The following is a 25421-nucleotide window of genomic DNA, read 5'->3' as shown; positions in this document are numbered from 1 at the left end:
AGAACGAATGAGCGACGAGGAGTACGAACGCCGTCCGCGCGGCGCGCACTTCAAGCAGCAGGAAGTACCTGCTGAGCAGCAGGCGCCTGAGCGTGTCGGAGAGGCGGGGGAGCGCGTGCCCGCCGCCATCTCCGACGGACATCGCGCCGCCCCCGATGAGACCACGGCGTTCCTGCTGTCTGCCGGAATCGATCCTGGCAGGATAGCGACGCTGGACGAAGCCGACTTCGTGGCATCGCCACTTCCCACCGACGAGGAGACGGCGGCCCTCATGGCAGCCGAGCAGTACGCGTCGCCAGCAGCTGCCGGCTACAACTCCGTCCGTCCCGACGAGACGGCCCAGTTCGCGCTCGCTGACGCCCAGTCGACCGACGGCTGGGATGCCGACGTCTTCGCCGGGTCGTCGCCCGAGGCCATCGAGACCGAGCTGCCCCCGCAGGCGAAGGGGGCCGGTGCTTCCGAGCCTAAGGCCGTTCCTGCCGACGATGAGGACGAGGCGAGCGAGGCCGACGTGGGGCGCTCCGCCGCCCTCATGAGTGGTCTTGTCATCGTGAGCCGCATCACCGGCTTCTTCCGCACGTGGGCGCAGGCCTACGGCATGGGCACCACGCTCGTGGCGAGCGCGTTCACCGTCGCCAACAACCTGCCCAATGCCCTGTACGAGCTCGTGATGGGCGGCATGCTCGTCACCGCGTTTCTGCCGGTGTACGTGTCCACGAAGAAGAAGGCGGGCCGCGTGGGCGCCTGCGCCTACGCGTCGAACCTGCTTTCGCTCGTCACGCTGCTCATGGGCGCGCTTTCGGTCATATCCTTCATCTTCGCGGGCCAGATCATCTGGACCCAGGCGTTCAACGCGTCGTCGGAGTTCGATTTCGACCTCGCCACCTACTTCTTCCGTTTCTTCGCGATCGAGGTCGTGCTGTACGCCCTGTCGTCGGTCATCTCGAGTATCCTCAACGCCGAGCGCGACTACTTCTGGTCGACGGCGGCGCCCATCGCCAACAACATCGTCATCACGGCGGCGTTCTTCCTGTACGGCATGCTCGCCGACACCAACCCCACGGCGGGCATCCTCGTGCTCGCCATCTCCAATCCGCTCGGCGTGCTCGTGCAGGTGCTCATGCAGGTGCCGGCGCTCAAGCGGCACGGCGTGCACCTGACGCCGCGTATCGATATCCACGATCCGCTCATCCGCGAGACGCTTTCGATCGGCATCCCCACCCTCGTCGTGACGATCGTCTCGTTCGCCACGACGTCGGTCCAGAGCTCGTGCGCCCTCTCGGTCAACCCGAGCGGCGCCTCCATCACCTACTACGCGCGTATCTGGTACATCCTGCCGTATTCGGTGTTCGCCATCCCCATCACGACGGCCATGTTCACCGAGCTCTCGTCGTTCGTGGCGGGTGGCCGCTTCAAGGAATTCGTGGGCGGCCTTTCGCGCGGGTCGGGGCAGATCCTCTTTCTGCTCGTGCCCTTCGCGCTGTACCTGATGGTCTTCTCGCCCTGCCTGGCGAATATGCTCAAGGGCGGTCAGATGTCGGCCGGGGACGTCGACATCCTCGCAACGTACATCGTGTGGCTGTCCATCTCGCTTCCGGGCTACGGCGTGTGCACCTACCTGCAGAAGGCCTGCTCGTCGCTGCGCAAGATGAAGCTCTTCGCGGTGGCGGAGTGCATCGCCGGTGCGATCCAGATCATCATCTGCCTCGTGTTCACGCCCGTGTTCGGCTTCAACGTGGTCGGCTTCAGCTCGACGTTCTTCTTCGTGTCGATCGACCTCGTGACCCTGCTGTTTTTGCGCCATGAGCTCGGGCACATCGGGTTTACCTCCATGGCGGTGGCCGGCGTGCGCGCGCTTGCGCTCGGCGCCGCGGGCGCCGGGGTGGGCTGGCTCATCCTGACCGGCCTGCAGGCGGCGTTCGGCCCGCTTGCCGGCGGCGGCATGGTCCGCTCCCTGCTGTACGCGATGGCGGGCGGCATCCCGGCACTCATCGTGACGTTCGGGGTCGCCATCAAGATGAAGCTCCCCGAGGTGTCGTTCATCAGCTCGATGGTCGCGCGCTTCACGCGCCGCTAGCGCGAGCGCGCAGTGCCCGTTCTGACCTGAAGGAGGCAGACATATGAATCGCACGCCCGAGGAGGAGCGCATCGCCACCATCATGGCGCAGCGCACGGGAACCGATCCCGCCGACTGGTTTTTGACGTACAAGGCGCGCCACGGCATGCTGGTCGCCTGCGAGGAGATTCGCGCTGGGCTGGGGGAGGGCAGCGCGGTGACGCAGCTGCTCACCTGCTGCACCGCCGTCGACCCCATCATCGCCGCCGGCCTCACGCCGGTCTATGCGGAGGTCTCGCGCTGCGCGGCGTCCATCTGCCCCGAGAAGCTGCGCCTGCCCGCGGACGCCCGCGTCGTGATGCTCCAGCACACCTACGGCATCATCGACGAGCGCGACAGCGCGCTGCTCGTGCGCATCGCGCATGAGGCGGGGGCCTGCGTGATCGAGGACTGCGCCCACGGCCTGGCACGCATGGCGTGCGACGCGGGCGGCAGGCCCGTCGCCGACATCTCCGTCCATTCGTTCGGTGTCGAGAAGATGCTCCACACGCAGTTCGGCGGCGCGATCTGGGTCAACCCGGCCTCTCCGTTTTCCGCTGTCACGGCGCGCATCCGTGAGCGCTTGGCGACGCTGCCCGTCGCGGGAGCGCACCTGACCTCGCTCACGCGCACCTTCGTATTCTGGAACCGCGTGTACAACCACCTGCCGCTTGCCTGCGCGCGTGCCCTGCGCCGCGGCCTGACCGCGGTGGGCCTGTTCGAGCCCGCGGTGTCCGACGACGAGCGGCGCGGCAAGGTGTCGCGCGAGCCGATGCGCCCGAGCGCCGAGATGTGCTCCCGCGTCATCGACGCCTTTTCCGAGCTCGACGGCGACATGCGCCTGCGCACCGAGGCGACGGCGGCCTACGCCGAGGCCTTGGCCGACGTGCCCGGCGTCGAGCTGTTCTCGAGCGCGTGCGCCGACCCGGCTCAACCGCTGCTCAAGTTCCCCATCCTCGTGCGCGATCGCGCGACGGCCGACCGCATCACCGAGCAGGCCTGCGTTGCCGGCTACTACACCTCCACGTGGTACCGCCCCTACCTGGGTCCGGGCGTGCTGGACGAGGCCGCCTACCGCGTTCCCGCCGACAAGAGCGGCATCCCGTCGTGCATGCGCATCGTCGAGACGGTGGCGACGCTTCCCACCGACCAGGGCGCCGAGGCCGCGCGCGCCGTGGCCGATATCGTGCGGAGCGTGGTCTCTTCATAGAATGGACGTGGAGCGTCGATGAGGCCGCGTCCGCTGCGATACCATAATCTGCTGGTAACGACTCGACGATAGAAGACGGAGCACGACGCGATGCAGGTTCATGAGCTCTCGCGCAAGGAATACGAGCTGGGTATAGCCGGACTCGACGTCCCGGTGCCTATCGAGCAGCTGCCGGTGTGGCAGGAGCTCGAGGCCACGATCCCCGGGCGCTCCCCGTGGGGATACGCTGTGGTGAGCGAGGGGGACGAGGCGCTCGCCTTCGTCTCGTTCGTCCAGTACGAGACCCATGGCTACCGCTATCTGCGCGCGCACCATGCTCCCGTGTGGGCGAGCGAACCCACCGCCGAGCAGGAGGCAAAGGCCATGGAGGCCCTCGTCTCGTTCGTGCGCGGCCGCGATAAGCGCCAGGTGTTCATGCGCCTCGCGGTGAAGCACGAGCTTTCCGCGACGCGCCCCTGCCTGTCGACGCTGCCTTACGATACCACCGTCATCATCGACGTCACCGGCGGCGACGACGCCATCCTCTCGCGGATGAAGCCGCGCGGCCGCCGCGATGTGCGCAAGGCCCTGCGCGAGTGCCCCTGCGAGATGGCCGACGAGACGGAGCGCGCCGCCGCTTCGTTCGAGGAGTACTACACCATCATGTGCGAGACCGGTGCTCGTGACGGCTTCACGCCCGCGCCGATGTCCGATTTCCAGAGCATGGTGAGCATCCTGGGCCCGGAGCACTGCCGCGTGTACGCTGCGCGCAACGAGGGTGTGCTCGTCGCCTGGTCGCTCGTCACCATCTCGGGGACGCGCGCGACGCGCTACTACGCCGCGACCGCCCAGGGGACCGGCCGCCTACGCGTGGCCGATGCGCTCATGTTCTTCGAGTGCCAGCACGTCGCCGAGCTCGGCTGCACCGAGTACGACCTCATGGGCATCGGCAGCGAGTTCGCGCCCGAGACCATGAACCTCAACGAGTTCAAGACGAAGTTCGCCAAGGAGGGCGTGGTCACCATCGCCCCCGATCGCGATGTTCCCATCAAGGGCGCGTTCTACGGTGCCCTCGTGAAGGCGAAGAGCCTGCGCTCCCGTCTGCGCAGCCGGAAGGAGGACTAGCCGTGAGCGTCGTCTCCGAGGTCCCCGCCATCACCGAAAGCGAGATCGCCGACCGTCTGGTGCCCGTGGTGCTGGGCGGCGAGATCCTTGCGTACTCCTATGGCCGCTGCTTCTATGAGGCCTACGGCATCCGTACGGTCGTGTACTCCTCCGTGGACGTCCGCGTGACGTCTGCGAGCCGCTTCACCGACTACCGCATCGACGCCGCCATGGGCGAGGGCGAGGAGGCCATCGTGGCCCTGCTGCGCCGCCTGGGCGCAGAGCTCGTGGCAGCGGGCAAGGTCGCCGTGCTGCTGGGCAGCGCCGACTGGCATGTGCGCATCATCTCCAAGAACAAGGAGGAGCTCTCGCGCTGGTTCGTCGTGCCGTACAACGACTTCGAGCTGTTCGACGAGATCACGCAGAAGGGGCGCTTCTACGCCATCTGCGATCAGCTGGGCATCCCGTACCCCGCTACGCGCACGTTCGACTGCTCCGATCCGAGCATCGAGATCGACGCCGATTCGTTTACGTACCCGGTGATCGCCAAGCCGTCGAACTCGGCTCGCTACGACCTCATGGACTTCCCCGGCAAGGAGAAGATCTACGAGGTGCACGAGCCCGCCGAGCTCACGCGCGTCTTCAACCTGCTGCGCGATGCCGGCTACGACCGCGAGCTCGTCGTGCAGGATTTCATCCCCGGCGACGATGCCGCGATCTGCTCGCTCACCACGTTTTCCGATGACCGGGGCCGCGTGCGCGCGGTGTCGGGCGGCACGGTGGTCCTGCAGGATCACTCGCCTGCGCGCATCGGCAACCCGGTGACGATCCTGCTGGAGCGCCACGACCAGGTGGTCGAGGATGCCAAGCGCTTCTGCGAGCATACCGGCTACGTGGGCTTCGCCAACTTCGACGCCAAGTACGATGAGCGCGACGGGAAGTACAAGTTTTTCGAGGTGAATGCCCGTCCGGGTGCCAACACCTACTACATGGCGCTCGGCGGCGTGAACTTCGCCGCCCTCATAGTCGACCAGTTCGTGCTGCACCGCGAGATTCCCTATCAGGAGGCCTATGCCGACCGCCTGTTCACGCTCGTTCCGCGCCGCGTGATCGAGCGCAGCGTGCCCGACGCCGCCCTGCGCGAGCGCGTGCTGGGATACTACCGCAGCCACCGCAGCGGCTCGCCGTTCGGCTCGTCGGCCGACACGCTTGCCCATCGCTTCTGGGCCGCCGTGCGCCTGTACAACCAGATCGAGAAGTTCAAGCGCTACGTGGGCGACGTGCGCCGCGCGGACACGCACTAACATGCCGCGTCCGCTGTCGCATGCGGGCCTTCCCGGCTCGAGCGTTCCCGTGTCGCCGCTCGACACGCGCGCCGCGGCACGCCATGTGTCCGAGGAGGGGGAGGGGCGCGCCCCCTCGATCGCCGAGCAGGTTTCCCAGGTGCCCACCAGCCCGGGATGCTATCTGTGGAAGGATGCCGCCGGCGAGGTCATCTACGTGGGCAAGGCGAAGAACCTGCGCGCCCGCATGAAGCAGTACGTGCAGCTCACCGACGACCGCGAGAAGATCCCGCTCATGATGCAGATCGTGGCGAGCTTCGACTACATCGTGGTCGACAACGAGCACGAGGCGCTCGTGCTCGAGCGCAACCTCATCGGGCAGTACCACCCGTATTTCAACGTCGACTACAAGGACGATAAGAGCTATCCCTATATCGCCGTCACGCATGGCGACTTGTTTCCCGCCATCAAGTACACCCGCGAGAAGCACAAGCCGGGCACGCGCTACTTCGGTCCCTATACCGATGCGCGCGCCGCGCGCGAGACCATCGACACCCTGCGCAAGGTGACGCCGATCTGCTCGGCCACCTGCGCGGAGTGGAAGCGCGTCCGCCGCCTTCTGGCAAAGCGCCCCGACGACGCCGATATCATCGGCCTCGTGTGCGCGCAGAAGGGCCGGCCGTGCTTCGACTACCATGTCGGCCGCGGCCCGGGCGTGTGCGCCGGCATGGTCTCGCCCGAGAAGTACGCCGTGAACGTGCGCCGGGTGGAGCGCTTCCTTTCCGGTCAGCGCCGCGAGCTGGTGGGGGAGCTCACCGACGAGATGGCGGAGGCCGCCGCCGACCTCGACTTCGAGCGAGCCGGGCGCATCAAGCGCCGCCTCGAGGTCATCAACGGGCTCGACGACCGCCAGCAGGTCGTGTTCCCCACGAGCGTGGACATCGACCTCATCGGCTTCTACCGCGAGGAGACCATCGCGGGCGCCTGCGTGTTCGTGGTGCGCGAGGGCAGGACGGTCCGCACCTGCGATTTCATCTTGGATAAGGGTCTCGACGTTTCGGAGGAGGAGCTCGTCGGCGGCTTCGTCAAGCGCTATTACGACGAGACTGCCGACATCCCCGCCGAGGTGGACGTTGCGGTCGACCTCGAGGATGCCGAGCTCATCGGGGCGTGGCTTACCGAGAAGCGCGGGCGAAAGTGCATGCTGCACCGTCCTCAGCGCGGCGAGAAGCGCCATCTGCTCGAGACGTGCGAGCGCAACGCGCGCCATTCGCTCATGCGCTACATGATGCGCACCGGCTACGCCGACGACCGCACGAACCAGGCGCTGCTGCAGCTCGAGAGCGCCCTTGCGCTCGATGCGCCTCCGATGCGCATCGAGTGCTTCGACATCTCGACCATCCACGGCCGCTTCACGGTCGCCTCGATGGTGGTGTTCACGAACGGAAAGCCCGACAAGAGCCAGTACCGCCGGTTCAAGATCAAGACGCCGCTTACCGAGGCGAATGACTTCCTGTCGATGTCCGAGGTGCTCGGGCGTCGCTACGCGCCGGAGCGCATGGCCGACGAGCGCTTCGGAAGCCGCCCGGACCTGCTCGTGGTCGATGGCGGCAAGCCGCAGCTGACGGCGGCCATGAACCAGCTTGAGCAGCTCGGCCTCGACATCCCGGTATGCGGCCTCGCGAAGGCCGACGAGGAGGTGTTCGTCCCCTGGGACGACACACCGGTCGTGCTGCCGAACGGCTCTGCGTCGCTCTACCTTATCAAGCAGGTGCGCGACGAGTCGCACCGCTTTGCCATCACCTTCCATCGCGAGCTGCGCGACAAGGCCATGACGGTGTCCGTGCTCGACGAGGTCGAGGGCGTGGGCCCCACGCGCAAGCGGGCGATCATGAGGCACTTCGGCTCGATGAAGCGGCTGCGCGCCGCGAGCGCGGAGGAGATCGCCGAGGTCAAGGGCGTGCCCGAGCAGGTGGCGCAGGCGGTTTACGACACGCTGCGCGCCTGGGAGGCCGAGCGGCAGAACCCCGTGCCGGAAGAGTAGGGTCGCTTCAGACCGAAGCGACATTTCAAGCGAACAGATGAAGCGACGGGCCATGTTCGACCCGCCGCTTCATGTCGCACAGATTTCCATATCATAAAAAAAGACAAAACGGACAAGCGAATCCATTTTGCCCATACGCCACATGGCTACCATGGGTTCATGACGAACGGTTTCGCGCCTGCTGAATGAGGGGGTGGCTTGTTGGGATGGTATGGACCACAGGGCGAAACGGCGCAGCGTAGACGGCATGGTCCTAACTGGTATGGTGGTTACCACCAAATTAAGCAAAGGTCAAGAAAAACGTAAACGGTCGAAAAAACCGGCTGCGCGTCGCTTTGGCCGTTCGCCGCCGCGTGGATGTTGCGAAACGGTTTCCACGTTATCGTGAAATGCGTCTAGTATAAGCGCGCTGCTGTCGCGAGACGGTAGCGCGGGCACAATGATTGGAGTGCTCATGGATATCAAGAACAAGAGCCTGTCGCGCCGCGCGTTCCTGGGAGTCACCGGGGCTACCGCGACGGTTGCGGGCCTCGGCCTGGCCGGCTGCGGCGGCGGTGGCGACGACACCGCGGCTGGTTCCGGCACCGCCGCCTCCGGCGGCACCGAGGGTGGCGGCACCATCACCGCCGGTTCCGCTTACGCGACGCAGAACTATGACCCCTCCAGCACGTCCTCCGCTCTCTCGCTGGGCACCAACTGGCATGTCGTCGAGGGCCTCTACGGCATCGACTACCATGACTACAGCACCTTCCCGGAGCTGGCCACCGGCGATCCGACCCAGGTCGACGACACCACCTACGACATCACGCTGCGCGAGGGTGCCGCCTTCTCCGATGGCAACCCCGTCACGCCTGAGGACATCATCGAGTCCTTCGCCCGCTGCACCGCCGAGGGCAACATCTACATCCCGATGCTGACCCCCATCGCGTCCATCGAGAAGAAGGACGACACCACCGTCACCGTCAAGACCACCATCCCGAACTTCTCGCTGCTCAAGGAGCGCCTGGCCATCATCCGCGTGGTTCCCGCCTCCTCCACCACCGAGGATATGACCGCCAAGCCCATCGGCTCCGGTCCGTGGATGTACGAGACGATCTCCGACGACGTCGTCGAGATGGTCCCGAACCCCGAGTACAACGGCGATCACCCCGCCAAGGACGAGAAGATCCACTACGACATCCTCGTCGACGCCACCGCCCGTATCACCGCTCAGCAGGAGGGCACCACGCTCGTCATGGAGATGGCCACCGCTGACGCCATCGAGCAGCTCGAGGCCTCCGGCTGCAACGTCGACACCGTCCAGGGCTTCGGCACCCGCTTCATGATGTTCAACACCAAGAAGGCTCCGTGGGACAACGCCAAGGCCCGCCAGGCCGTCATGTACGCGCTCAACTACGATCAGATGATCACGAACGCGTTCGCCGGCCTCGCCGCCAAGCCGACCTGCTACCTGCCGGAGAACTTCCCCAACTACCATGAGGCCTCCGTCGTCTACGAGTACGACGCCGACAAGGCCAAGAGCCTGCTCGAGGAGGCCGGCGTGACCCCCGGCGAGATCGAGCTCTGCGTCACCGACAACGAGCAGGTCACCGCTATGGCCACCCAGGTCAAGGAGGACCTCGACGCCCTCGGCTTCACCGTCACCATCAACGAGCAGACCTCTGCCAACACCTACACCTACATCGACGGCGGCGGCGAGTACGACCTGCTGCTGGCCCCCGGTGACCCGTCCTGCTTCGGCGCCGACCCCGACCTGCTCATGAACTGGTGGTACGGCGACAACGTGTGGATGCAGTCCCGTGCCCGCTGGTCCGACTCCGCTGAGTGGGCTCAGCTCACCGAGCTCATGAACAAGGCTCTTACCCAGGAGGGTGACGAGCAGCAGGAGACCTGGAACCAGTGCTTCGACTTCATCGCCGAGCAGTGCGTCCTGTATCCGGTCCTCCAGGTCCAGACCGCTACCGGCTACTGGGGCGACACCCCCAACGGCGAGGGCGTCTCGATCACCGGCTTCGCCGGCATCGGCACGACCGGTATGTCGTTCATCGATTGCGCGACCGTCACCGCCTAAGACCCGGTTGCCTGAGAACCCTTATGACAGCTCGGTTCTCACTACGTTAATCGTCACGTGCGGGGCCCGAACACGCTCGCGTGGTCGGGCCCCTTCGCTCAAGGCACAAGAAGGGAGAGGGAATGAATAATCTTCTTCGCCTTGTCGGCAGGCGCGTCATCGCGCTGCCCATCATGGCGCTGGGCGTGACCCTGCTCGTGTTCTTCCTCATGTCGTTCACCGACCCGAGCGTCCCCGCGCGCAACGCGCTGGGCGAGGGCGCTTCGCAGGAAGCCATCGAGCAGTACATGGAGGAGCACGGTCTGAACGACCCGACGCCCGTCCGCTACGTCAACTACATCGCCGGCCTCGTCCAGGGCGACCTGGGCACCTACGGCGCCTCGCAGACGCCGGTCGCCGAGCGCATCGCCAAGGCGCTGCCCGTCACGATGCAGCTCACGTTCATCGGCCTCATCCTGGGCGCCATCGTGTCGTTCATCCTCGGCGTGATCGCAGCCCTGTACCGCGATAGGTGGCCGGATCAGCTGATCCGCGTCATATCCATCGCGGGCATCGCCACCCCGTCGTTCTGGCTGGCGGTCCTGCTCATCCTCGTGTTCTCCTCGTATCTGGGCGTGCTGCCCGCCTCCGGTCCGCTGCCCAACTTCTTCACCAATCCGGCTGGCTACATGGCCCGTATGTTCATGCCCGCCGTGGCGCTCGCCTTCCCGCTGACCGGCCAGATGACGCGTATCGTGCGTACCGCCATGGTCGAGGAGCTCGATAAGGACTACGTGCAGACGGCTCGCGGCAGCGGCATCCCCGAGAACGTCGTCATCGCCAAGAACGTGCTGCGCAACGCCCTGATCACGCCCGTCACCACGCTCGGCCTGAAGATCGGTTACCTCATGGGCGGCGCCGTCGTCATCGAGGTCATCTTCAACCTCCCCGGCATGGGCACGGCCATCCTGAACGGCATCCAGGGCAACGAGGTCAACCTCGTCCAGGGCGTCGTCGTCGTGGTCGCTCTCGCGTTCGTCATCATCAACATCGTGGTTGATATGCTCTACCTGCTCATCAACCCGCGTATTAGGACGGTGTAGGCCATGGCTAAGATTCGTGAAGGGCAGACTGCCAAGCTTGAGCAGGCTGCCGCCAAGGGCCTGAAGCTTGGCGGCCTCAAGAAGATGAGCATGTCGAGCAAGATCTCGCTCGTCCTGCTTCTGGTCGTCGCGCTGCTGGCCGTGCTGGCTCCGCTCATCGCTCCCCACAGCCCGACGGAGATCTTCACCGCGCGCCAGGCGCCCAGCGGTGACTTCCTGTTCGGCACCGACGACAAGGGCCGCGACATCCTGTCGCGTATGCTCTACGGCGGCCAGTACTCGCTGGTCATCGGCTTCGGCGCAACCCTGTTCGCCCTGATCTTCGGCTCGGTCATCGGTGCTCTTGCCGCCGTGTCCCGCAAGTGGATCTCCGAGGTCATCATGCGCGTGCTGGACGTCATCATGTCCATCCCGGGCATCGCCCTCGCCGCGGTCCTCGTGCTGATCCTGGGCAACTCCGTGCCCGCCATCATCTTCTCCATCGGCTTCATGTACACGCCGCAGATCGCCCGTATCGTGCGCGCCAACATCGTGTCCGAGTACGGTGAGGACTACGTCCGCGCGGTCATCGTCTCCGGTGCCCAGGCTCCGTGGATCCTCATGAAGCACGTGCTGCGCAACTGCATCGCGCCCATCATGGTGTTCACCGTGACGCTCGTCGCCGACGCCATCATCTTCGAGGCCTCCCTCACCTTCATCGGCGCCGGCATCACCGAGCCGACCGCCACGTGGGGCAACATCCTCGCCGACGCCCGCGCCGGCGTGCTTGCCGGCCGTTGGTGGCAGGCGCTGTTCCCGGGCATCGCGATCATGATCACCTGCCTTGCGCTGAACATCCTGTCCGAGGGCCTTACCGACGCCATGGCCGCCGCCCCGTCCGCTCCCGTCTCCAACGAGAACTCCGAGAGCCGTCGCGAGGCCGACCTGCTCGTCGCCGACCCCGTCCGCGCCTACAAGGAGCAGGCTGACTCCCTGGCCCGTCGCCTCGGCGCCCTGCGCGAGGTCGAGCTCGCGCGTACCGACCGCCGCGTGCCCGATTACGACGTCAAGCCGATCCTTCAGGTCAAGAACCTCTCCATCGGCTTCCCGCGCCACGGCGACGTCCACGTCGTCGACAACGTCTCGTTCGACGTGCGCCCCGGCCAGTGCATGGCGCTCGTGGGCGAGTCCGGCTGCGGCAAGTCCATCACCACCAAGACCATCATGAACCTGCTGCCCGATTCCGCCCGCATCTCCGGCGAGATCCTCTACAAGGGCCAGGACCTGCTCAAGCTCTCGAAGGAAGAGCACCGCAAGCTGCTCGGCCACGAGCTCGCGATGGTCTATCAGGACTCTCTGTCGTCGCTCAACCCCTCGATGCTCATCTCCGCGCAGATGAAGCAGCTCACCAGCCGCGGCGGCACCCGCAGCGCCGAGGAGCTGCTCGAGCTCGTGGGCCTCGATCCCAAGCGTACGCTCGAGAGCTATCCGCACGAGCTGTCCGGCGGTCAGTGCCAGCGCGTCATCATCGCTATGGCCCTTACCCGCGACCCGTCGCTCGTGATCTGCGACGAGCCCACCACGGCTCTTGACGTGACCGTCCAGAAGCAGGTCATCAAGCTTCTGAACGACCTGCAGAAGAAGCTCGGCTTCGCGATGATCTTCGTGTCGCACGACCTGGCGCTCGTCGCCGAGGTCGCCTCCGAGATCACCGTCATGTATGCCGGTCAGGTTGTCGAGTCCGCTCCCACCAAGGAACTGCTCACCAACCCGATTCACGAGTACACTCAGGGCCTGCTCGGCGCCGTGCTCTCCATCGAGGCGCACGACGGCAGCCGCCTGCACCAGGTTCCCGGCTCGGTCCCGAGCCCGGCGGACTTCCCCAAGGGCGACCGCTTCGCGCCGCGCTCGAGCCATCCTACGGTTGGCCTCGACGTCCATCCCATCCTGAAGCCCGTCCCCGGCGCCGATCACCACTTCGTCTCCGAGATCCCGGATGCGGAGCTGGCAAAGTGCGGCCTCGTTTCTCGACTGGAGGTGAGGTAGATGGCCGAGCAGACACCCATCATCTTCCTTGACAACATCTCGGTTACGTTCAAGTCGCGCACCGGTTCGCTGTTCCATCCCAACCTCGTGCACGCCGTGAACGGTCTGACGCTCAAGCTGATGCCCGGCGAGACCATCGGTATCGTGGGCGAGTCCGGCTGCGGCAAGTCCACGACGGCAAACGTCATGTGCGGCCTGCAGTCGCCGACCGACGGCCACGTGTACTTCAAGGGCGAGGACGTGACCAAGCGCACCGCCGACCTGCGCAAGAAGATCGGCCGTGTCGTCTCCGTGGTCTTCCAGAACCCCGCGACGGCTCTGAATCCGCGCATGTCCGTTCACGACCAGCTGCTCGATCCGCTGATCGTGCACAAGGTCGGCAGCGAGGAGGAGCGCGAGGACCGCGTCCGCGAGCTTCTCGGCATCGTCGGCCTTCCGTCCTCGGCGATGTACGCGCTGCCCGGCCAGCTCTCCGGCGGCCAGCGCCAGCGCGTCGCCATCGCGCGTGCGCTCTCGCTGAAGCCCGATGTCATCATCGCCGACGAGCCTACCTCGGCGCTCGACGTCTCCGTCCGCGCGCAGATTCTGAACCTGCTCACGGACCTCAAGAAGGATCTCGGCCTGGCGATGGTCTTCATCAGCCACGATATCCAGACGGAGCGCTACATCTCCGACCGCATCATCGTCATGAACCACGGTCAGATCATGGAGCAGGGCCCCGCCAAGCAGGTCTTCGAGGACCCGCAGGACGCCTACACCAAGATGCTCCTAGCCGCCGCGCCGTCGCTGCTCCACCCGAAGCTCGGGCAGTAACGCGACAGAGTTTCCACAGGCGCGTCCGAGGTTTCTCGGACGCGCCTTTTGAGAGCGCCCCTGCTCTCGCGCATCCCTTGTCGACAGCCGCCAGACGTTAAGGTTATGGAGCTGCGCGCGTGCGCACCGCCGTCGTGGCGGCGCGCTACCATGGGTGCGCCCACAGGGGCAATCGCCATAGGGTTCGGGGTGCCGACGCCCCGACCACATCACCACTATTTGAAGGAGTGTTACCACAAGTGGCTGATAAGAAATTCACCGGTGTCATCCCGCCCGTCGTCGTCCCGCTGAAGCAGGACCGTACACTCGACCTCGTGTCGATGGAGCGCAGCATCAACCGCATGATCGACGCTGGTGTTGACGGCCTGTTCATCCTCGGCTCCTCGAGCGAGGTCGTGTTCTCCACCGACGCCCGCCGTGCCGCCGTCATCGAGAACACCGTCAAGTTCGTCGACGGCCGCGTGCCCGTGCTCGCCGGCATCATCGACACCGAGACCGAGCGCATGATCGAGCACGGCAAGCGCGCCCAGCAGATGGGCGTCGACGCGCTCGTCGCCACCTGCCCGTTCTACGCGCTGCAGGGCATCGACGAGATCGAGTGGAGTTTCCGCTGCCTGCACGACGCGCTCGACCTGCCGCTGTTCGCCTATGACATCCCGGTCTGCGTCCACAACAAGCTCAACACCGACATGCTCGTTCGCCTGGGCAAGGACGGCGTCCTTGCCGGCGTGAAGGATTCCTCGGGCGACGACATCTCGTTCCGCTACCTCGTGCTCAAGAACGAGGACGCCGGCCACCCGATGTCGATCCTGACCGGTCACGAGGTCGTCGTCGACGGCGCCTACCTCTCCGGTGCCGATGGCTCCGTGCCCGGCCTCGCCAACGTCGAGCCCTGGGGCTACGTGCGCCAGTGGAAGGCTGCGCAGGAGGGCGACTGGACCACCGTCAAGGCAGAGCAGGATCGTCTTGCCCGCATCATGGAGATCACCGCGGTGACCACGGGCGTCCAGGGCTTCGGTGCCGGCGTCGGCGCCTTCAAGACCGCCCTGCAGCTGCTCGGCGTCTTCGAGACCAACCAGATGCCGCGCCCGGTCCATCGTCTGAAGGGCGATAACGTCGAGGCCATCCGCAAGGTGCTGGTCGACAACGGCCTGCTGGATGCGTAAGAGTTCTAAATTCGAGTGAAGGAGTCTGCCATGGAGCGCACGACTATCGTTGCCGTCGATATCGGGGGAACCAAGATCGCCTGTGGAATCGTGACCTTGGGCGATGGCGCTCCGCGCGCAGACAAGGTCGAGAAGATGCCCACCGAGGCCGCCCAGGGCGGCGAGCACGTGCTCTCGCGCGTGATCGCCGCCGTGCGCGCGGCCATCGAGCGCGCCGATGAGGCGCCGGTCGGCGTGGGCATCTCCTCCGCAGGTGTGGTCGATCCCCGCACGGGTGACATCACCTTTGCCAACGAGCTCATGCCTGGCTGGGGCGGCACACATCTTGCCGCCGAGGTCACGGCTGCCTGCGGGCTTCCGTGCCGCGTCCTGAACGACGTGCACGCCCATGCGCTGGGCGAGGCGCGTTGGGGCGGCGGCCGCGATGCCTCGAGCTGCCTGGTGGTGGCTGTCGGCACCGGTATCGGCGGAGCATTCGTCGAGCACGGGCACATCATGCTCGGCGCTCACGACGAGGCGGGCCACATCGGCCATGTCTGCTGCCCGGCGGCTGTCGGCGTGCCCTGCTCCTGCGGCGCGACGGCCCATCTCGAGCCGATCGGCGCTGGCCCGGGCATCATCCGCGAGTACATCCGCCGCGGGGGAGACGAGACCTACGACGGCAAGCCGATGGATGGCGCCGAGATCGATCGCCGCGCGGCTGCGGGCGACGAGGCGGCCAAGGGCGCCGAGGAGCGCGCCGGCCGCGCGCTCGGCGAGGTCATGGGCAGCATGTGCAACATGCTCGACCCCGCCTGCGTGATCCTGTCCGGCTCGGTGGCCCAGTGCGGCCCCGACTGGTCGGATGCCGTGGCCGCGGCCTTTGCCGAGCAGGCGATGCCTCCCGTGGCGAAGACCCCGATCATCGGCGGTGAGCTGGGCGGCGACGCGCCGCTCATCGGCGCGGCGGAGCACTTTATGCGCTCCGCTTATATTGAGGTTGACTGATCCCTTCGGCTTTCCCAGGCACCGCACCTTGCCCTTCAATCGTCGGGCATGGCGCGAAGGCCTATGCCCTCCTCTTTCAGGGCAATCTGCGGCACCTGGAAAAGCCGTCTCCGTTGTAGGCCTTTCGATCCCTGCGGCTTTCCCAGGCACCCGACCTTCGCCTTCAATCGTCGGGCGCCGCACGCTAGGCGTGCGCCCTCCTCTTTCAGGCGAATCTCGGGCACCTGGAAAAGCCGTCTCCGTCGTTGAGCTTCCGGGGAAGACGTCGTCTTTGTTGGATTCGTCGAATTCGGTTTCCTCGACTTCATGATTTCTTGTTTGCTAGGAGGACGATATGGCTATCGATCCGTTGATCCAATCGCTTAAGGGCAAGCTCATCGTGAGCGTGCAGGCGTATCCCGGCGAGCCGCTGCGCCATCCCGAGACGATGGCCCAGATGTCTCGCGCCTGCGAGCTCGGTGGCGCCGCCGCCATCCGCTGCCAGGGTCTCTCCGACATCGCCGCCATCAAGGGGCGCTGCGAGATCCCTGTCATCGGCCTGTGGAAGGACGGCCATGAGGGCGTCTACATCACCCCGACGCTTCGCCATGCGCGCGCCTGCGTGTCCGCCGGTGCCGATATCGTGGCCATCGACGCCACCGACCGTCCGCGTCCCGACGGCAAGACGGTTGCCGATACGCTCAAGCCGCTGAAGGCGGAGGGCGTGCTCACCATGGCCGACTGCATGACCATCGACGATATCCGCCGTGCGGTCGACCTCGGTTTCGACATCGTTTCCACGACGCTCAGCCACGGCGTGGCCGCCATCGACTGCACGATGGCCGATGGCCCTGACCTGCCGCTGCTGCGCCAGGCGGCCGAGGAGTTCCCCGGCTTCCCCGTGGTCTGCGAGGGCCGTGTGCACACGCCCGCCGAGGCCCGCGCCGCTATCGATGCCGGCGCCTGGGCGGTCGTCGTGGGAACTGCCATCACGCATCCCACGAGCCTCACGAGCTGGTTCAAGGCTGAGCTCGAGGCCTAAGTTATCACGTTTGGGCAAACGTTGCAGCAGGGTCCGTCCTCTCCGGGGGCGGGCCCTTCTTCTTGTGAACCGGTTGCGGCGCGTGTGTTCGCCATCGGTTTGGAGGCGGAGATGTCCGGGCGCGCGGGTATACTGGGTTGCGTAGCCAAGACGCTGCAGAGAGGGGATCCGCATGCCCGCGAACGAAGACAGCACCATAACCGCAGCCGAGCTCGCCGACCGCGTGCCCGACATCGTCGTCATCACGGGTATGAGCGGCTCCGGCCGCACCCAGGCCATGCACGTGTTCGAGGATATGGGCTACTTCTGCATCGACAATCTGCCGCCGCGCCTGATCTTGCAGCTCGCCGAGCTCGTGGGCATCAACGCGGGAATTGGCCGCCATCTTGCCGTGACGTGCGACCTGCGCAGCCAGGGCCTGTTCGACGAGCTGCTCGACGCCATCCAGGACCTGCTCAATCACGAGATGAGCTGCAAGATCGTCTTTCTCGAGGCGTCGGATGAGGTTCTCATTCGCCGTTACAACGAGAACAGGCGGCGCCATCCGCTTGCCATGGCGGGGGAGACCACTGCCGATGCCATCCAGCGCGAGCGCGTGCAGCTCGCGAGCATCCGCGACCGCGCGGATATGATTATCGATACAAGCCGCCTGCGCACGAGCGCGCTGCGCAACCGCCTGCGCTATGCGTTCTCGGAGCTCACCGACCAGCAGCTCATGGATGTCCAGGTGTTCTCATTCGGCTTCAAGCACGGCATGCCGGTCGAGGCCGACCTCATGATCGACGTGCGCTTCCTGCCGAACCCCTTCTACGACCCCGAGATGCGCAAGCTCACCGGTCTCGACGAGAAGGTTTCGACCTTCGTGCTCGATCATCCCAAGACCAAGGAGTTCTTGGACGCATGGTACCGTCTGCTCGACGCGGTGATGCCCGGCTATGTTGCCGAGGGAAAGCCGCAGCTCTCGATTGCCATCGGGTGCACGGGTGGCCAGCACCGCAGCGTGGCCATCGCCGAGGCGACGGCGCGCTACCTAGAGCGCCAGCACTACCACGTGAGCATCTCGCATCGCGACCTGCATCGCGCGAACCTCACGGCCGAGGGCGACGCCCACTAGCGCGGTATCGCAACCGCATCTGCACTGTTTGACGCGAGCCATCAAGGGAAGTGAGCCGCCATGTCGTTTACCGCGGAGGTCCGCGATGAGCTTGCACGCTGTGCGCCTACGTGCGAGTACTGCAACCTGGCGACGCTCGCCGCGCTGACCCGCGTCTGCGGCACCCTGAGCCTTGCCGGTAGGGGCCATTACCGCCTGCAGGTGGCAACCGAGACCGGCGCCGTCGCGCGCACTATGATCGGCCTCACGCACCAGATCCTCAAGCTCAAGACGGAGTTCACCGTCCGGCGCAGCGTGCTGCACCGCGTTCGCAACTACCTGATCGCCCTGCCCGACCAACCCGACCTGGAGAAGGCCCTCGTTTTGCTGGGCATCCTCGACCGCAGCGGGGCGCTTGTCCGCGGCGTGCCCCATCACGTGGTGGCGCGCGATTGCTGTCGGCTCGCCTATATCCGCGGAGCGCTCATCGCCGGCGGGTTCGTTGCCGACCCGCGCGGGGATTTCCATCTGGAGATCACCGTGCAGGGGGAGGACCTCGCGCAGGGCCTTGCCGACCTGATCGGTCAGGTGGGTGTGAGGGCGCGCGTGAACCGCCGGCGCGGAGCGTTCGCCGTCTACGTCAAGAGCGCCGACGACATCCTGCGCCTTCTGCGGCTCGTGGGCGCCAAGCGCTCCGTTGCGGAGATCGAGGAGGCCCGTGCGGTCAAATCGGTCAAAAACGAGGTGAACCGGCGCGTAAACGCGGAGCTTGCCAACCAGGGGCGCAGCGCGGGTGCCGCCCAGAAGCAGCTCGAGCTCATCGACGAGGTGGAGCGGCTGGGCCTGATCGACCATATCCCCGAGGCTCTCAGCTCGTTTTGCGAGCTGCGCCGCGCCTATCCCGATCTGTCGCTCAGGGACCTCGGAGAGGTGGCGGATCCACCGCTGAGCAAATCGGCGCTGTACCACCGCGTGCTTCGTTTGGAAAAGCTCGTGGAAGCTGCGAAATTGAACGATTGAAACGATTCAAAGGCCCCTACGCTGGGGTTTTGAAACGAATCAAGAGGGCAAAAATCTCAAATATGAGTGCATTGTCGTGAAATTAAAGGCGGAAAACCGGTAATATTACAAGAGGTTTGTTTGTAGGCCTCAGCGGCAGGCAAGGGAACCTGCGGGGGCCTCGCGAAAGGAGACAAGCATGGCAGTAAAGGTTGCGATTAACGGCTTTGGCCGCATCGGTCGTCTCGCGTTCCGCCAGATGTTCGGCCACGAGGGTTCCGAGATCGTCGCTATCAACGACCTCACCTCCCCCGATATGCTCGCGTACCTCCTGAAGTACGACTCCACGCAGGGCAACTACTCTCGTGACCACGAGGTCGTCGCTGGTGAGAACTCCATCACCGTTGACGGCAAGGAGATCACCATCTACAAGGAGGCCGACGCCAACAACCTCCCGTGGGGCGAGCTCGGTGTCGACGTCGTGCTCGAGTGCACCGGCTTCTACACCTCCAAGGAGAAGGCTCAGGCCCACATCAACGCTGGTGCCAAGAAGGTCGTCATCTCCGCTCCCGCTGGCAACGACCTGCCCACCATCGTTTACAACGTCAACCACGAGCAGCTGACCGCTGAGGACGACATCATCTCCGCCGCCTCCTGCACCACCAACTGCCTCGCCCCGATGGCCAAGGGTCTGAACGACTTCGCTCCCATCGTGTCCGGCATCATGACCACCATCCACGCCTGGACCGGCGACCAGATGCCGCTCGACGGCCCGCAGCGCAAGGGCAACAAGCGCCGCAGCCGCGCCTGCGCCGTCAACATCGTCCCCAACAGCACGGGTGCCGCCAAGGCCATCGGCCTGGTTCTCCCCGAGCTCAACGGCAAGCTCATCGGTGCCGCCCAGCGCGTCCCGACCCCGACCGGCTCGCTGACCAACCTCTACGCCGTCGTTGACAAGACCGTCACCGCCGACGAGGTCAACGCCGCCATGAAGGCCTACGCCGCCACCATCTCCGAGACCTTCGCCTACAACGAGGACGACATCGTCTCCACCGACATCATCGGCGAGACCCACGGCTCCATCTTCGACGCCACCCAGACCATGTGCGCCGACCTTGGCAACGGCCAGACCCTCGTTCAGGTCACCTCTTGGTACGACAACGAGAACTCCTACACCTCTCAGATGGTCCGTACCATCAAGTACTTCGAGAAGTTCATCGGCTAGTCCCATCCTCGGGATCGAGCTTTTAGCGTCTTGATGTGAGAGGGCGCGGCCTCAAGGCATATGCCCCAGGGTCGCGCCCTCGTTTTCATTGCGCCCTCGTGGCGCAAGCGTTACGAAAGGTAGATGCACATGGCTTTCACCAAGAAGACCGTTCGCGACATCGATGTCGACGGCAAGCGCGTTCTCATGCGCGTTGACTTCAACGTGCCCCTGAAGGATGGCGTCGTGACCGACGACACCCGCGTCCGTGCCGCCATCCCCACCATCCAGTACCTCAAGGAGCACAACGCCAAGATCATCCTCATGAGCCACCTCGGCCGCCCCAAGGGCGACGGTCCCGAGCCCGAGCTCTCCCTGAAGCCGGCTGCCGACAAGCTCGCCGAGCTCACGGGCTATGAGGTCAAGTTCGTCGACGACACCTACGGCGAGAAGGCCGCCGAGGCCGTTGCCGCCCTGGAGCCCGGCGACATCCTCGTGCTCGAGAACGTCCGCTTCGACAAGCGCGAGAAGAAGAACGACCCCGAGATCGCCAAGACCCTCGCGTCCTACGGCGACATCTTCGTGCTCGATGCCTTCGGCACCGCTCACCGCGCCCAGGGCTCCGTGGTCGGCCCGGCCGAGTACCTGCCTGCGGTCGCCGGCTTCCTGCTCGAGAAGGAGGTCGACACCCTGACCGGCATCTTCGCCGAGCCCGAGCGCCCCTTCGTCGCCATCGTCGGCGGCTCCAAGGTGTCCTCCAAGATCGGCGTCCTCGATCACCTCATCGACTCCGCTGACACCCTGATCATCGGCGGCGGCATGGCCTACACCTTCTTCCTGGCCAAGGGCTACACCGTCGGCACCTCCCTCAAGGAGGAGGACTGGGTCGAGCGCGCTGGCGAGATGCTGAAGAAGGCCGAGGACAAGGGCGTCAAGATCCTGCTCCCGATCGACAACATCGTTGCCGACCACTTCGGCGAGGACGCTGTGGGCGAGGTCGTCGACTCCGACAAGATTCCCGATGACCGCATGGGCATGGACATCGGCCCCAAGACCGAGGCTCTGTACGCCGAGGCCATCGCCGGTGCCAAGACCGTGTTCTGGAACGGCCCCATGGGCGTGTTCGAGATGGATCAGTTCGCTCATGGTACCGAGGCTGTCGCCCGCGCCGTGGCCGACTCCGACTGCACGTCCATCATCGGTGGCGGCGACTCCGTGGCCGCTATCAACAAGTTCAACCTGGCCGACAAGATGAGCTGGATCTCCACCGGCGGTGGCGCTTCCATGGAGCTCGTCGAGGGTAAGGCCCTTCCTGGAGTGGAGGCTCTGAACGATGCCGAGTAACCGCGTTCGCCTGATCGCAGGCAACTGGAAGATGAACAACGACGTCCCCGCCGCCAAGGAGCTGGCCGAGGGTCTCGTCGAGAAGGTTCCCGTCAATGGCGTCGAGGTCGTCGTCTGCCCGCCGACCATCGATCTGGCCTGCACCTCGCATAAGCTCGAGGGCTCCAGCATCAAGCTGGGCGGCCAGAACGTGTACTGGGAGGAGAAGGGCGCCTACACCGGCGAGACCTCCTGCGCCATGCTGAAGTCCGTGAACGCCGAGTACTGCATCATCGGTCACTCCGAGCGTCGCGATTACTTCCACGAGACCGACGAGGACATCAACAAGAAGGCCAAGGCGCTCATGGCTGCGGGCATCGTGCCCATCAGCTGCTGCGGCGAGTCCCTTGAGGTTCGCGAGGCCGGCAAGCATGTCGAGTTCGTCGTCGACCAGATCAAGAAGGACACTGAGGGCCTCGAGATCTCCGATCCGTCCAAGTACGTGATCGCCTACGAGCCCATCTGGGCCATCGGCACCGGCAAGACCGCCACGGCCGATGACGCCCAGGAGGTCTGCGGCGCCATCCGCGCCACGCTCGTCGAGATCTTCGGAGAGGAGACCGCTGCGGGCATCCGCGTTCTGTACGGCGGCTCCGCCAAGCCCGAGAACATCGCTGGCTTCCTCGAGAAGGAGGATGTCGACGGTGCGCTCGTGGGCGGCGCCTCCCTGGTCGCCGAGAGCTTCGCGGCCATGGTCGAGAAGGCGGGGGAGTAGACAGTGACCAAGCATCTTCCTGCACTTCTGGTCATCATGGACGGCTGCGGCCTGGCGCCCGAGGGTGCCGATAACGCCGTTGCCGCTGCCAACACGCCGTTCCTCGACAGCCTGTACGAGCAGTATCCCCACACCACGCTGGGCGCTTCCGGCGAGGACGTGGGCCTGCCCGACGGCCAGATGGGTAACTCCGAGGTGGGCCATCTGAACATCGGTGCCGGCCGCATCGTGTTCCAGGAGCTCTCCCGTATTAACAACTCCATCAAGGACGGCTCCATCCAGGAGAACGAGACGCTTGCGCGCGCCATGGACGATGTGGCCAAGAACGGCCGCACCCTGCACCTGCTGGGCCTCGTGTCCCCGGGCGGCGTGCACTCCATGCAGCGCCATGGCGAGAACCTCGCCGCCATCGCCGCCATCCACGGCGTCAAGCGCATCCGTTTCCACTGCTTCATGGACGGTCGCGATGTCGACCCTCACTCCGGTGCCGGCTACATCCAGACCCTGAAGGAGAACCTCGAGGCGCTGTCGACCTTTGCCGGCGTCAACGCCCGCATCGCCACGGTCTCCGGCCGCTACTGGGCCATGGACCGCGACAACCGTTGGGAGCGCGTCGAGCGCGCCTACGACGTGATTACCCTTCCCTCCGAGACCGAGTGCGACCCCGTCGAGGGCGTCAAGGCCTACTACGAGAAGGATGAGCGCGGCGACGAGTTCGTCGAGCCGTTCGCCTGCCACAACGAGGGCGTGCATGACGGCGACGCGATGGTGTTCTTCAACTTCCGTCCCGACCGTGCGCGCGAGATGACCCGCGCCTTCACCGAGGACGATTTCGACGGCTTCGAGCGCAAGGTCGCCCCGAAGCTCTCGCACTTCGTGTCCATGACCGAGTACGACGACACGTTCACCAACGTCGAGGTGGCCTTCCCCAAGACGTTCCCGCAGAACGTGCTTGCCGACGTCATCGCCCAGAACGGTCTCAAGCAGCTGCACACCGCCGAGACGGAGAAGTACGCCCACGTGACGTTCTTCCTGAATGGCGGCGTGGAGGAGCCCAAGGAGGGGGAGGAGCGCGTGCTCGTGCCCTCGCCGAAGGTTGCCACCTACGACCTGCAGCCCGAGATGAGCGAGCCCGAGGTTACCGAGAAGCTCGTCGAGGCCATCAACGAGGACCGCGCTGACTTCTACATCGTCAACTACGCCAACTGCGACATGGTCGGCCACACCGGCGTGTTCGACGCGGCCGTGAAGGCCGTCGAGGCTGTTGACGACGGTCTGTCCAAGGTGATCCCGGCGATTCTCGCCAAGGGCGGCTTCGCGCTGATCACCGCCGATCACGGCAACGCGGACCACATGTTCGACGTCGACGCCGAGGGTGATAAGCACCCGTTCACGGCCCACACGACGAACCGCGTTCCGTTCATCGTGGTCGATCCTGTAGCCAAGCTCACCGGCATCGAGGACGGTCGCCTGTCCGACATCGCCCCGACGATGCTCACGCTGGCGGGCCTCGAGCCCTCCGCCGAGATGACCGGCCGCGTGCTGGCTGTCGAGGAGTAATCCTCACCGCATAGCCCCTTCGGGTTTGCAAAGCCCCGGCCCATTTCGGGTCGGGGCTTCTTTTTTCGACAAGATGGGGCCAGGTACAATCTTGTCTATCGCGATCCTTACCTGAACCCAACACATAAAAACGCCACTTCACCTGCGGATATTCTGGGTACGACAAGATGGCGCCACGTCCATTCTTGTCATTGGGAGGTACCGGATATGTCGAGGGTTCAGCGCGAGATTTCTCCCACAGGCTACTACCACGTGACGCTGCGGGGAAACGGACGGCAGATCCTGTTCGAGGACGATGCGGATCGGAGGAAGTATCTTCATCTGATGGCGGAGTCCGTTCGCAGCGCAGGCGGGCGCATTATCGTGTGGTGCCTGATGAGCAACCATGTTCACGTTGTGATCGATGATCCCCAGGCGAAGCTGAGCGATATGGTTCACGACTTCGCGGGTGCCTACGCGCGGCATTTCAATGCAAAGACCGGCCATGTGGGGTCGGTCTATCAAGGAAGGTTCCACAGCGTTGCCATAACGTCGGAGGAGCAGCTGCTGCAAACAGCGCGATATGTCCACGATAATCCCGTGCGCGCGGGAATTGCCGCTGCTGATGAATACGAGTGGAACAGCTTCGGGGAATATGTCGGCAACAGCCCGTTTGCCATTTCGGATGTGTCCGTCTTGCTTGAGATGCTTGGGGGCGTGGAAGGCTTTCTGGAATTCAGTCGCAGCGGGGCGCATGCCGTGAATTACCTCCGAACAGGGAGACGGATTTCCGATAGGGATGTCCGGAAGGCGGCTAAGGATGCCCTTGGAGAAATCTCGCCGCTGGAAATCAAATCGATGCCTCAGGAGGAGCGCGTGGAGGCGCTTGCAAAGCTGCGGGCAATCGGATTGTCGTGGAGGCAGATCGAGATGCTTACGGGGATAGGCGTCTCGTCCATCAGGCGCGCCCTGTCGAAGCGACAAGAATGAATCTGGCCCCATCTTGTCGGTGTGGCGATTGGGTGGGTCGGCCTGCGGTGTGGTACCATATTGCCTGTTCGTACGTACAACAAAGGAGTCTCATCCTATGGGTCCGTTCCAGATTATCCTCTTCATCGTGTGGGCGCTGTCCACCATCGCGCTTGTTGCGCTCGTCCTCATGCACTCCGGCAAGGGCACCGGCGTCTCCGACATGATCGCCAGCTCGCTCTATAACGCTTCTGCCGCCACCGGCATCATGGAGCAGAACCTCGACAAGCTGACCGTCGTCGTCGCCATCGTGTTCGCCGTCTGCGTCGTGCTCGCCATGTTCTTCTTCCCGCAGGGCATCGTGGGCATCTAAGCGGACAACGCTGCAAAACCAAGCGTTTTTGTCAGGGGTCGCCACAGCGGCCCCTGTTTTGTGAAGCGACAAGTTTGGACCTGGCACCATCTTGTCGGAATTGTTGCGTGAGTGTAAACAATCCGTACAGTTTCTGTTTTAAATCGGTCGGAAACGGCGCCGCGTCAGGAATTCTAACGCATCAAAGAACGGCGCAATTACGCAGCGGTTATGCATGGGACCGGAATAATTACCGTGGAATCGCTTTCATCAGATAAAGAAAAAAG

20 protein-coding genes are annotated in these 25421 nt (G+C 64.9%); all 20 read left to right on the top strand.

Annotated features, from left to right (window positions below; all coding sequences use genetic code 11):
• Nucleotides 1-7: 7 nt before the first annotated feature.
• The 20 genes from murJ (at nucleotide 8) to secG (ending at nucleotide 25155) form a co-directional block, all read left to right on the top strand.
• Nucleotides 8-2077, top strand: coding sequence for a murein biosynthesis integral membrane protein MurJ (gene murJ / locus H6A16_RS09060; protein WP_204618402.1), 2070 nt, complete (start codon nucleotides 8-10; stop codon nucleotides 2075-2077).
• Nucleotides 2078-2120: 43 nt separating this feature from the next.
• Nucleotides 2121-3305: a DegT/DnrJ/EryC1/StrS family aminotransferase gene (locus tag H6A16_RS09055; RefSeq protein WP_204618400.1), complete on the top strand. Its 1185-nt coding sequence runs from the start codon at nucleotides 2121-2123 to the stop codon at nucleotides 3303-3305.
• Between the two features lie 90 nt (nucleotides 3306-3395).
• Nucleotides 3396-4409 carry a lipid II:glycine glycyltransferase FemX gene (locus H6A16_RS09050; RefSeq protein ID WP_204618398.1) on the top strand — a complete coding sequence of 338 codons (1014 nt, stop codon included), beginning with the start codon at nucleotides 3396-3398 and terminating at the stop codon, nucleotides 4407-4409.
• Nucleotides 4410-4411: 2 nt separating this feature from the next.
• Nucleotides 4412-5692: an ATP-grasp domain-containing protein gene (locus tag H6A16_RS11035; RefSeq protein ID WP_204618396.1), complete on the top strand. Its 1281-nt coding sequence runs from the start codon at nucleotides 4412-4414 to the stop codon at nucleotides 5690-5692.
• 1 nt (nucleotide 5693) lies between these two features.
• On the top strand, nucleotides 5694-7715 hold the full coding sequence (uvrC, locus tag H6A16_RS09040; protein WP_204618393.1) for an excinuclease ABC subunit UvrC: 2022 nt from the start codon (nucleotides 5694-5696) through the stop codon (nucleotides 7713-7715).
• 454 nt (nucleotides 7716-8169) lie between these two features.
• Nucleotides 8170-9786 carry an ABC transporter substrate-binding protein gene (locus H6A16_RS09035; protein WP_204618391.1) on the top strand — a complete coding sequence of 539 codons (1617 nt, stop codon included), beginning with the start codon at nucleotides 8170-8172 and terminating at the stop codon, nucleotides 9784-9786.
• 122 nt (nucleotides 9787-9908) lie between these two features.
• Entirely contained in the window at nucleotides 9909-10868 is a 960-nt protein-coding gene (locus tag H6A16_RS09030; protein WP_204618389.1) for an ABC transporter permease, read from the top strand.
• Nucleotides 10869-10871: 3 nt separating this feature from the next.
• Nucleotides 10872-12893, top strand: coding sequence for a dipeptide/oligopeptide/nickel ABC transporter permease/ATP-binding protein (locus H6A16_RS09025; RefSeq protein ID WP_204618387.1), 2022 nt, complete (start codon nucleotides 10872-10874; stop codon nucleotides 12891-12893).
• A complete protein-coding gene (locus H6A16_RS09020; RefSeq protein WP_204618385.1) occupies nucleotides 12894-13706 on the top strand; it encodes an ABC transporter ATP-binding protein in 813 nt (270 codons plus the stop codon). It begins immediately after the preceding gene.
• A gap of 239 nt (nucleotides 13707-13945) precedes the next feature.
• The gene (locus tag H6A16_RS09015) at nucleotides 13946-14872 is read left to right on the top strand and encodes a dihydrodipicolinate synthase family protein (RefSeq protein WP_204618383.1); all 927 of its coding nucleotides are present in this window, start codon (nucleotides 13946-13948) and stop codon (nucleotides 14870-14872) included.
• A gap of 30 nt (nucleotides 14873-14902) precedes the next feature.
• Nucleotides 14903-15859 (top strand): ROK family protein, encoded by a 957-nt coding sequence (locus tag H6A16_RS09010; RefSeq protein WP_204618381.1) that lies wholly within the window; start codon nucleotides 14903-14905, stop codon nucleotides 15857-15859.
• Between the two features lie 334 nt (nucleotides 15860-16193).
• Nucleotides 16194-16880: an N-acetylmannosamine-6-phosphate 2-epimerase gene (locus tag H6A16_RS09005; protein WP_204618379.1), complete on the top strand. Its 687-nt coding sequence runs from the start codon at nucleotides 16194-16196 to the stop codon at nucleotides 16878-16880.
• A gap of 172 nt (nucleotides 16881-17052) precedes the next feature.
• Nucleotides 17053-17994: an RNase adapter RapZ gene (rapZ, locus tag H6A16_RS09000; RefSeq protein WP_204618377.1), complete on the top strand. Its 942-nt coding sequence runs from the start codon at nucleotides 17053-17055 to the stop codon at nucleotides 17992-17994.
• A gap of 60 nt (nucleotides 17995-18054) precedes the next feature.
• Complete coding sequence (gene whiA, locus H6A16_RS08995; protein WP_204618375.1) at nucleotides 18055-18993, top strand: DNA-binding protein WhiA; 939 nt, start codon at nucleotides 18055-18057, stop codon at nucleotides 18991-18993.
• A gap of 178 nt (nucleotides 18994-19171) precedes the next feature.
• Nucleotides 19172-20197, top strand: coding sequence for a type I glyceraldehyde-3-phosphate dehydrogenase (gene gap / locus H6A16_RS08990; RefSeq protein WP_204618373.1), 1026 nt, complete (start codon nucleotides 19172-19174; stop codon nucleotides 20195-20197).
• Nucleotides 20198-20326: 129 nt separating this feature from the next.
• The gene (locus H6A16_RS08985; protein WP_204618371.1) at nucleotides 20327-21520 is read left to right on the top strand and encodes a phosphoglycerate kinase; all 1194 of its coding nucleotides are present in this window, start codon (nucleotides 20327-20329) and stop codon (nucleotides 21518-21520) included.
• On the top strand, nucleotides 21510-22274 hold the full coding sequence (gene tpiA, locus H6A16_RS08980; RefSeq protein ID WP_204618369.1) for a triose-phosphate isomerase: 765 nt from the start codon (nucleotides 21510-21512) through the stop codon (nucleotides 22272-22274). The genes H6A16_RS08985 and tpiA overlap by 11 nt, the downstream gene beginning before the upstream one ends.
• 3 nt (nucleotides 22275-22277) lie before the next feature.
• Nucleotides 22278-23834 carry a 2,3-bisphosphoglycerate-independent phosphoglycerate mutase gene (gene gpmI, locus H6A16_RS08975; RefSeq protein ID WP_342589749.1) on the top strand — a complete coding sequence of 519 codons (1557 nt, stop codon included), beginning with the start codon at nucleotides 22278-22280 and terminating at the stop codon, nucleotides 23832-23834.
• A 207-nt stretch (nucleotides 23835-24041) separates the two neighbouring features.
• Nucleotides 24042-24803, top strand: coding sequence for a transposase (locus tag H6A16_RS08970; protein ID WP_204618367.1), 762 nt, complete (start codon nucleotides 24042-24044; stop codon nucleotides 24801-24803).
• A gap of 97 nt (nucleotides 24804-24900) precedes the next feature.
• Complete coding sequence (gene secG / locus H6A16_RS08965) at nucleotides 24901-25155, top strand: preprotein translocase subunit SecG (RefSeq protein ID WP_204618365.1); 255 nt, start codon at nucleotides 24901-24903, stop codon at nucleotides 25153-25155.
• Nucleotides 25156-25421 lie beyond the last annotated feature (266 nt).

The organism is Collinsella tanakaei (assembly GCF_016900375.1).
Taxonomy (GTDB): domain Bacteria; phylum Actinomycetota; class Coriobacteriia; order Coriobacteriales; family Coriobacteriaceae; genus Collinsella.
Note: the sequence above shows the minus strand (reverse complement) of the source record. Positions and strands in the feature narration are given on the sequence as shown.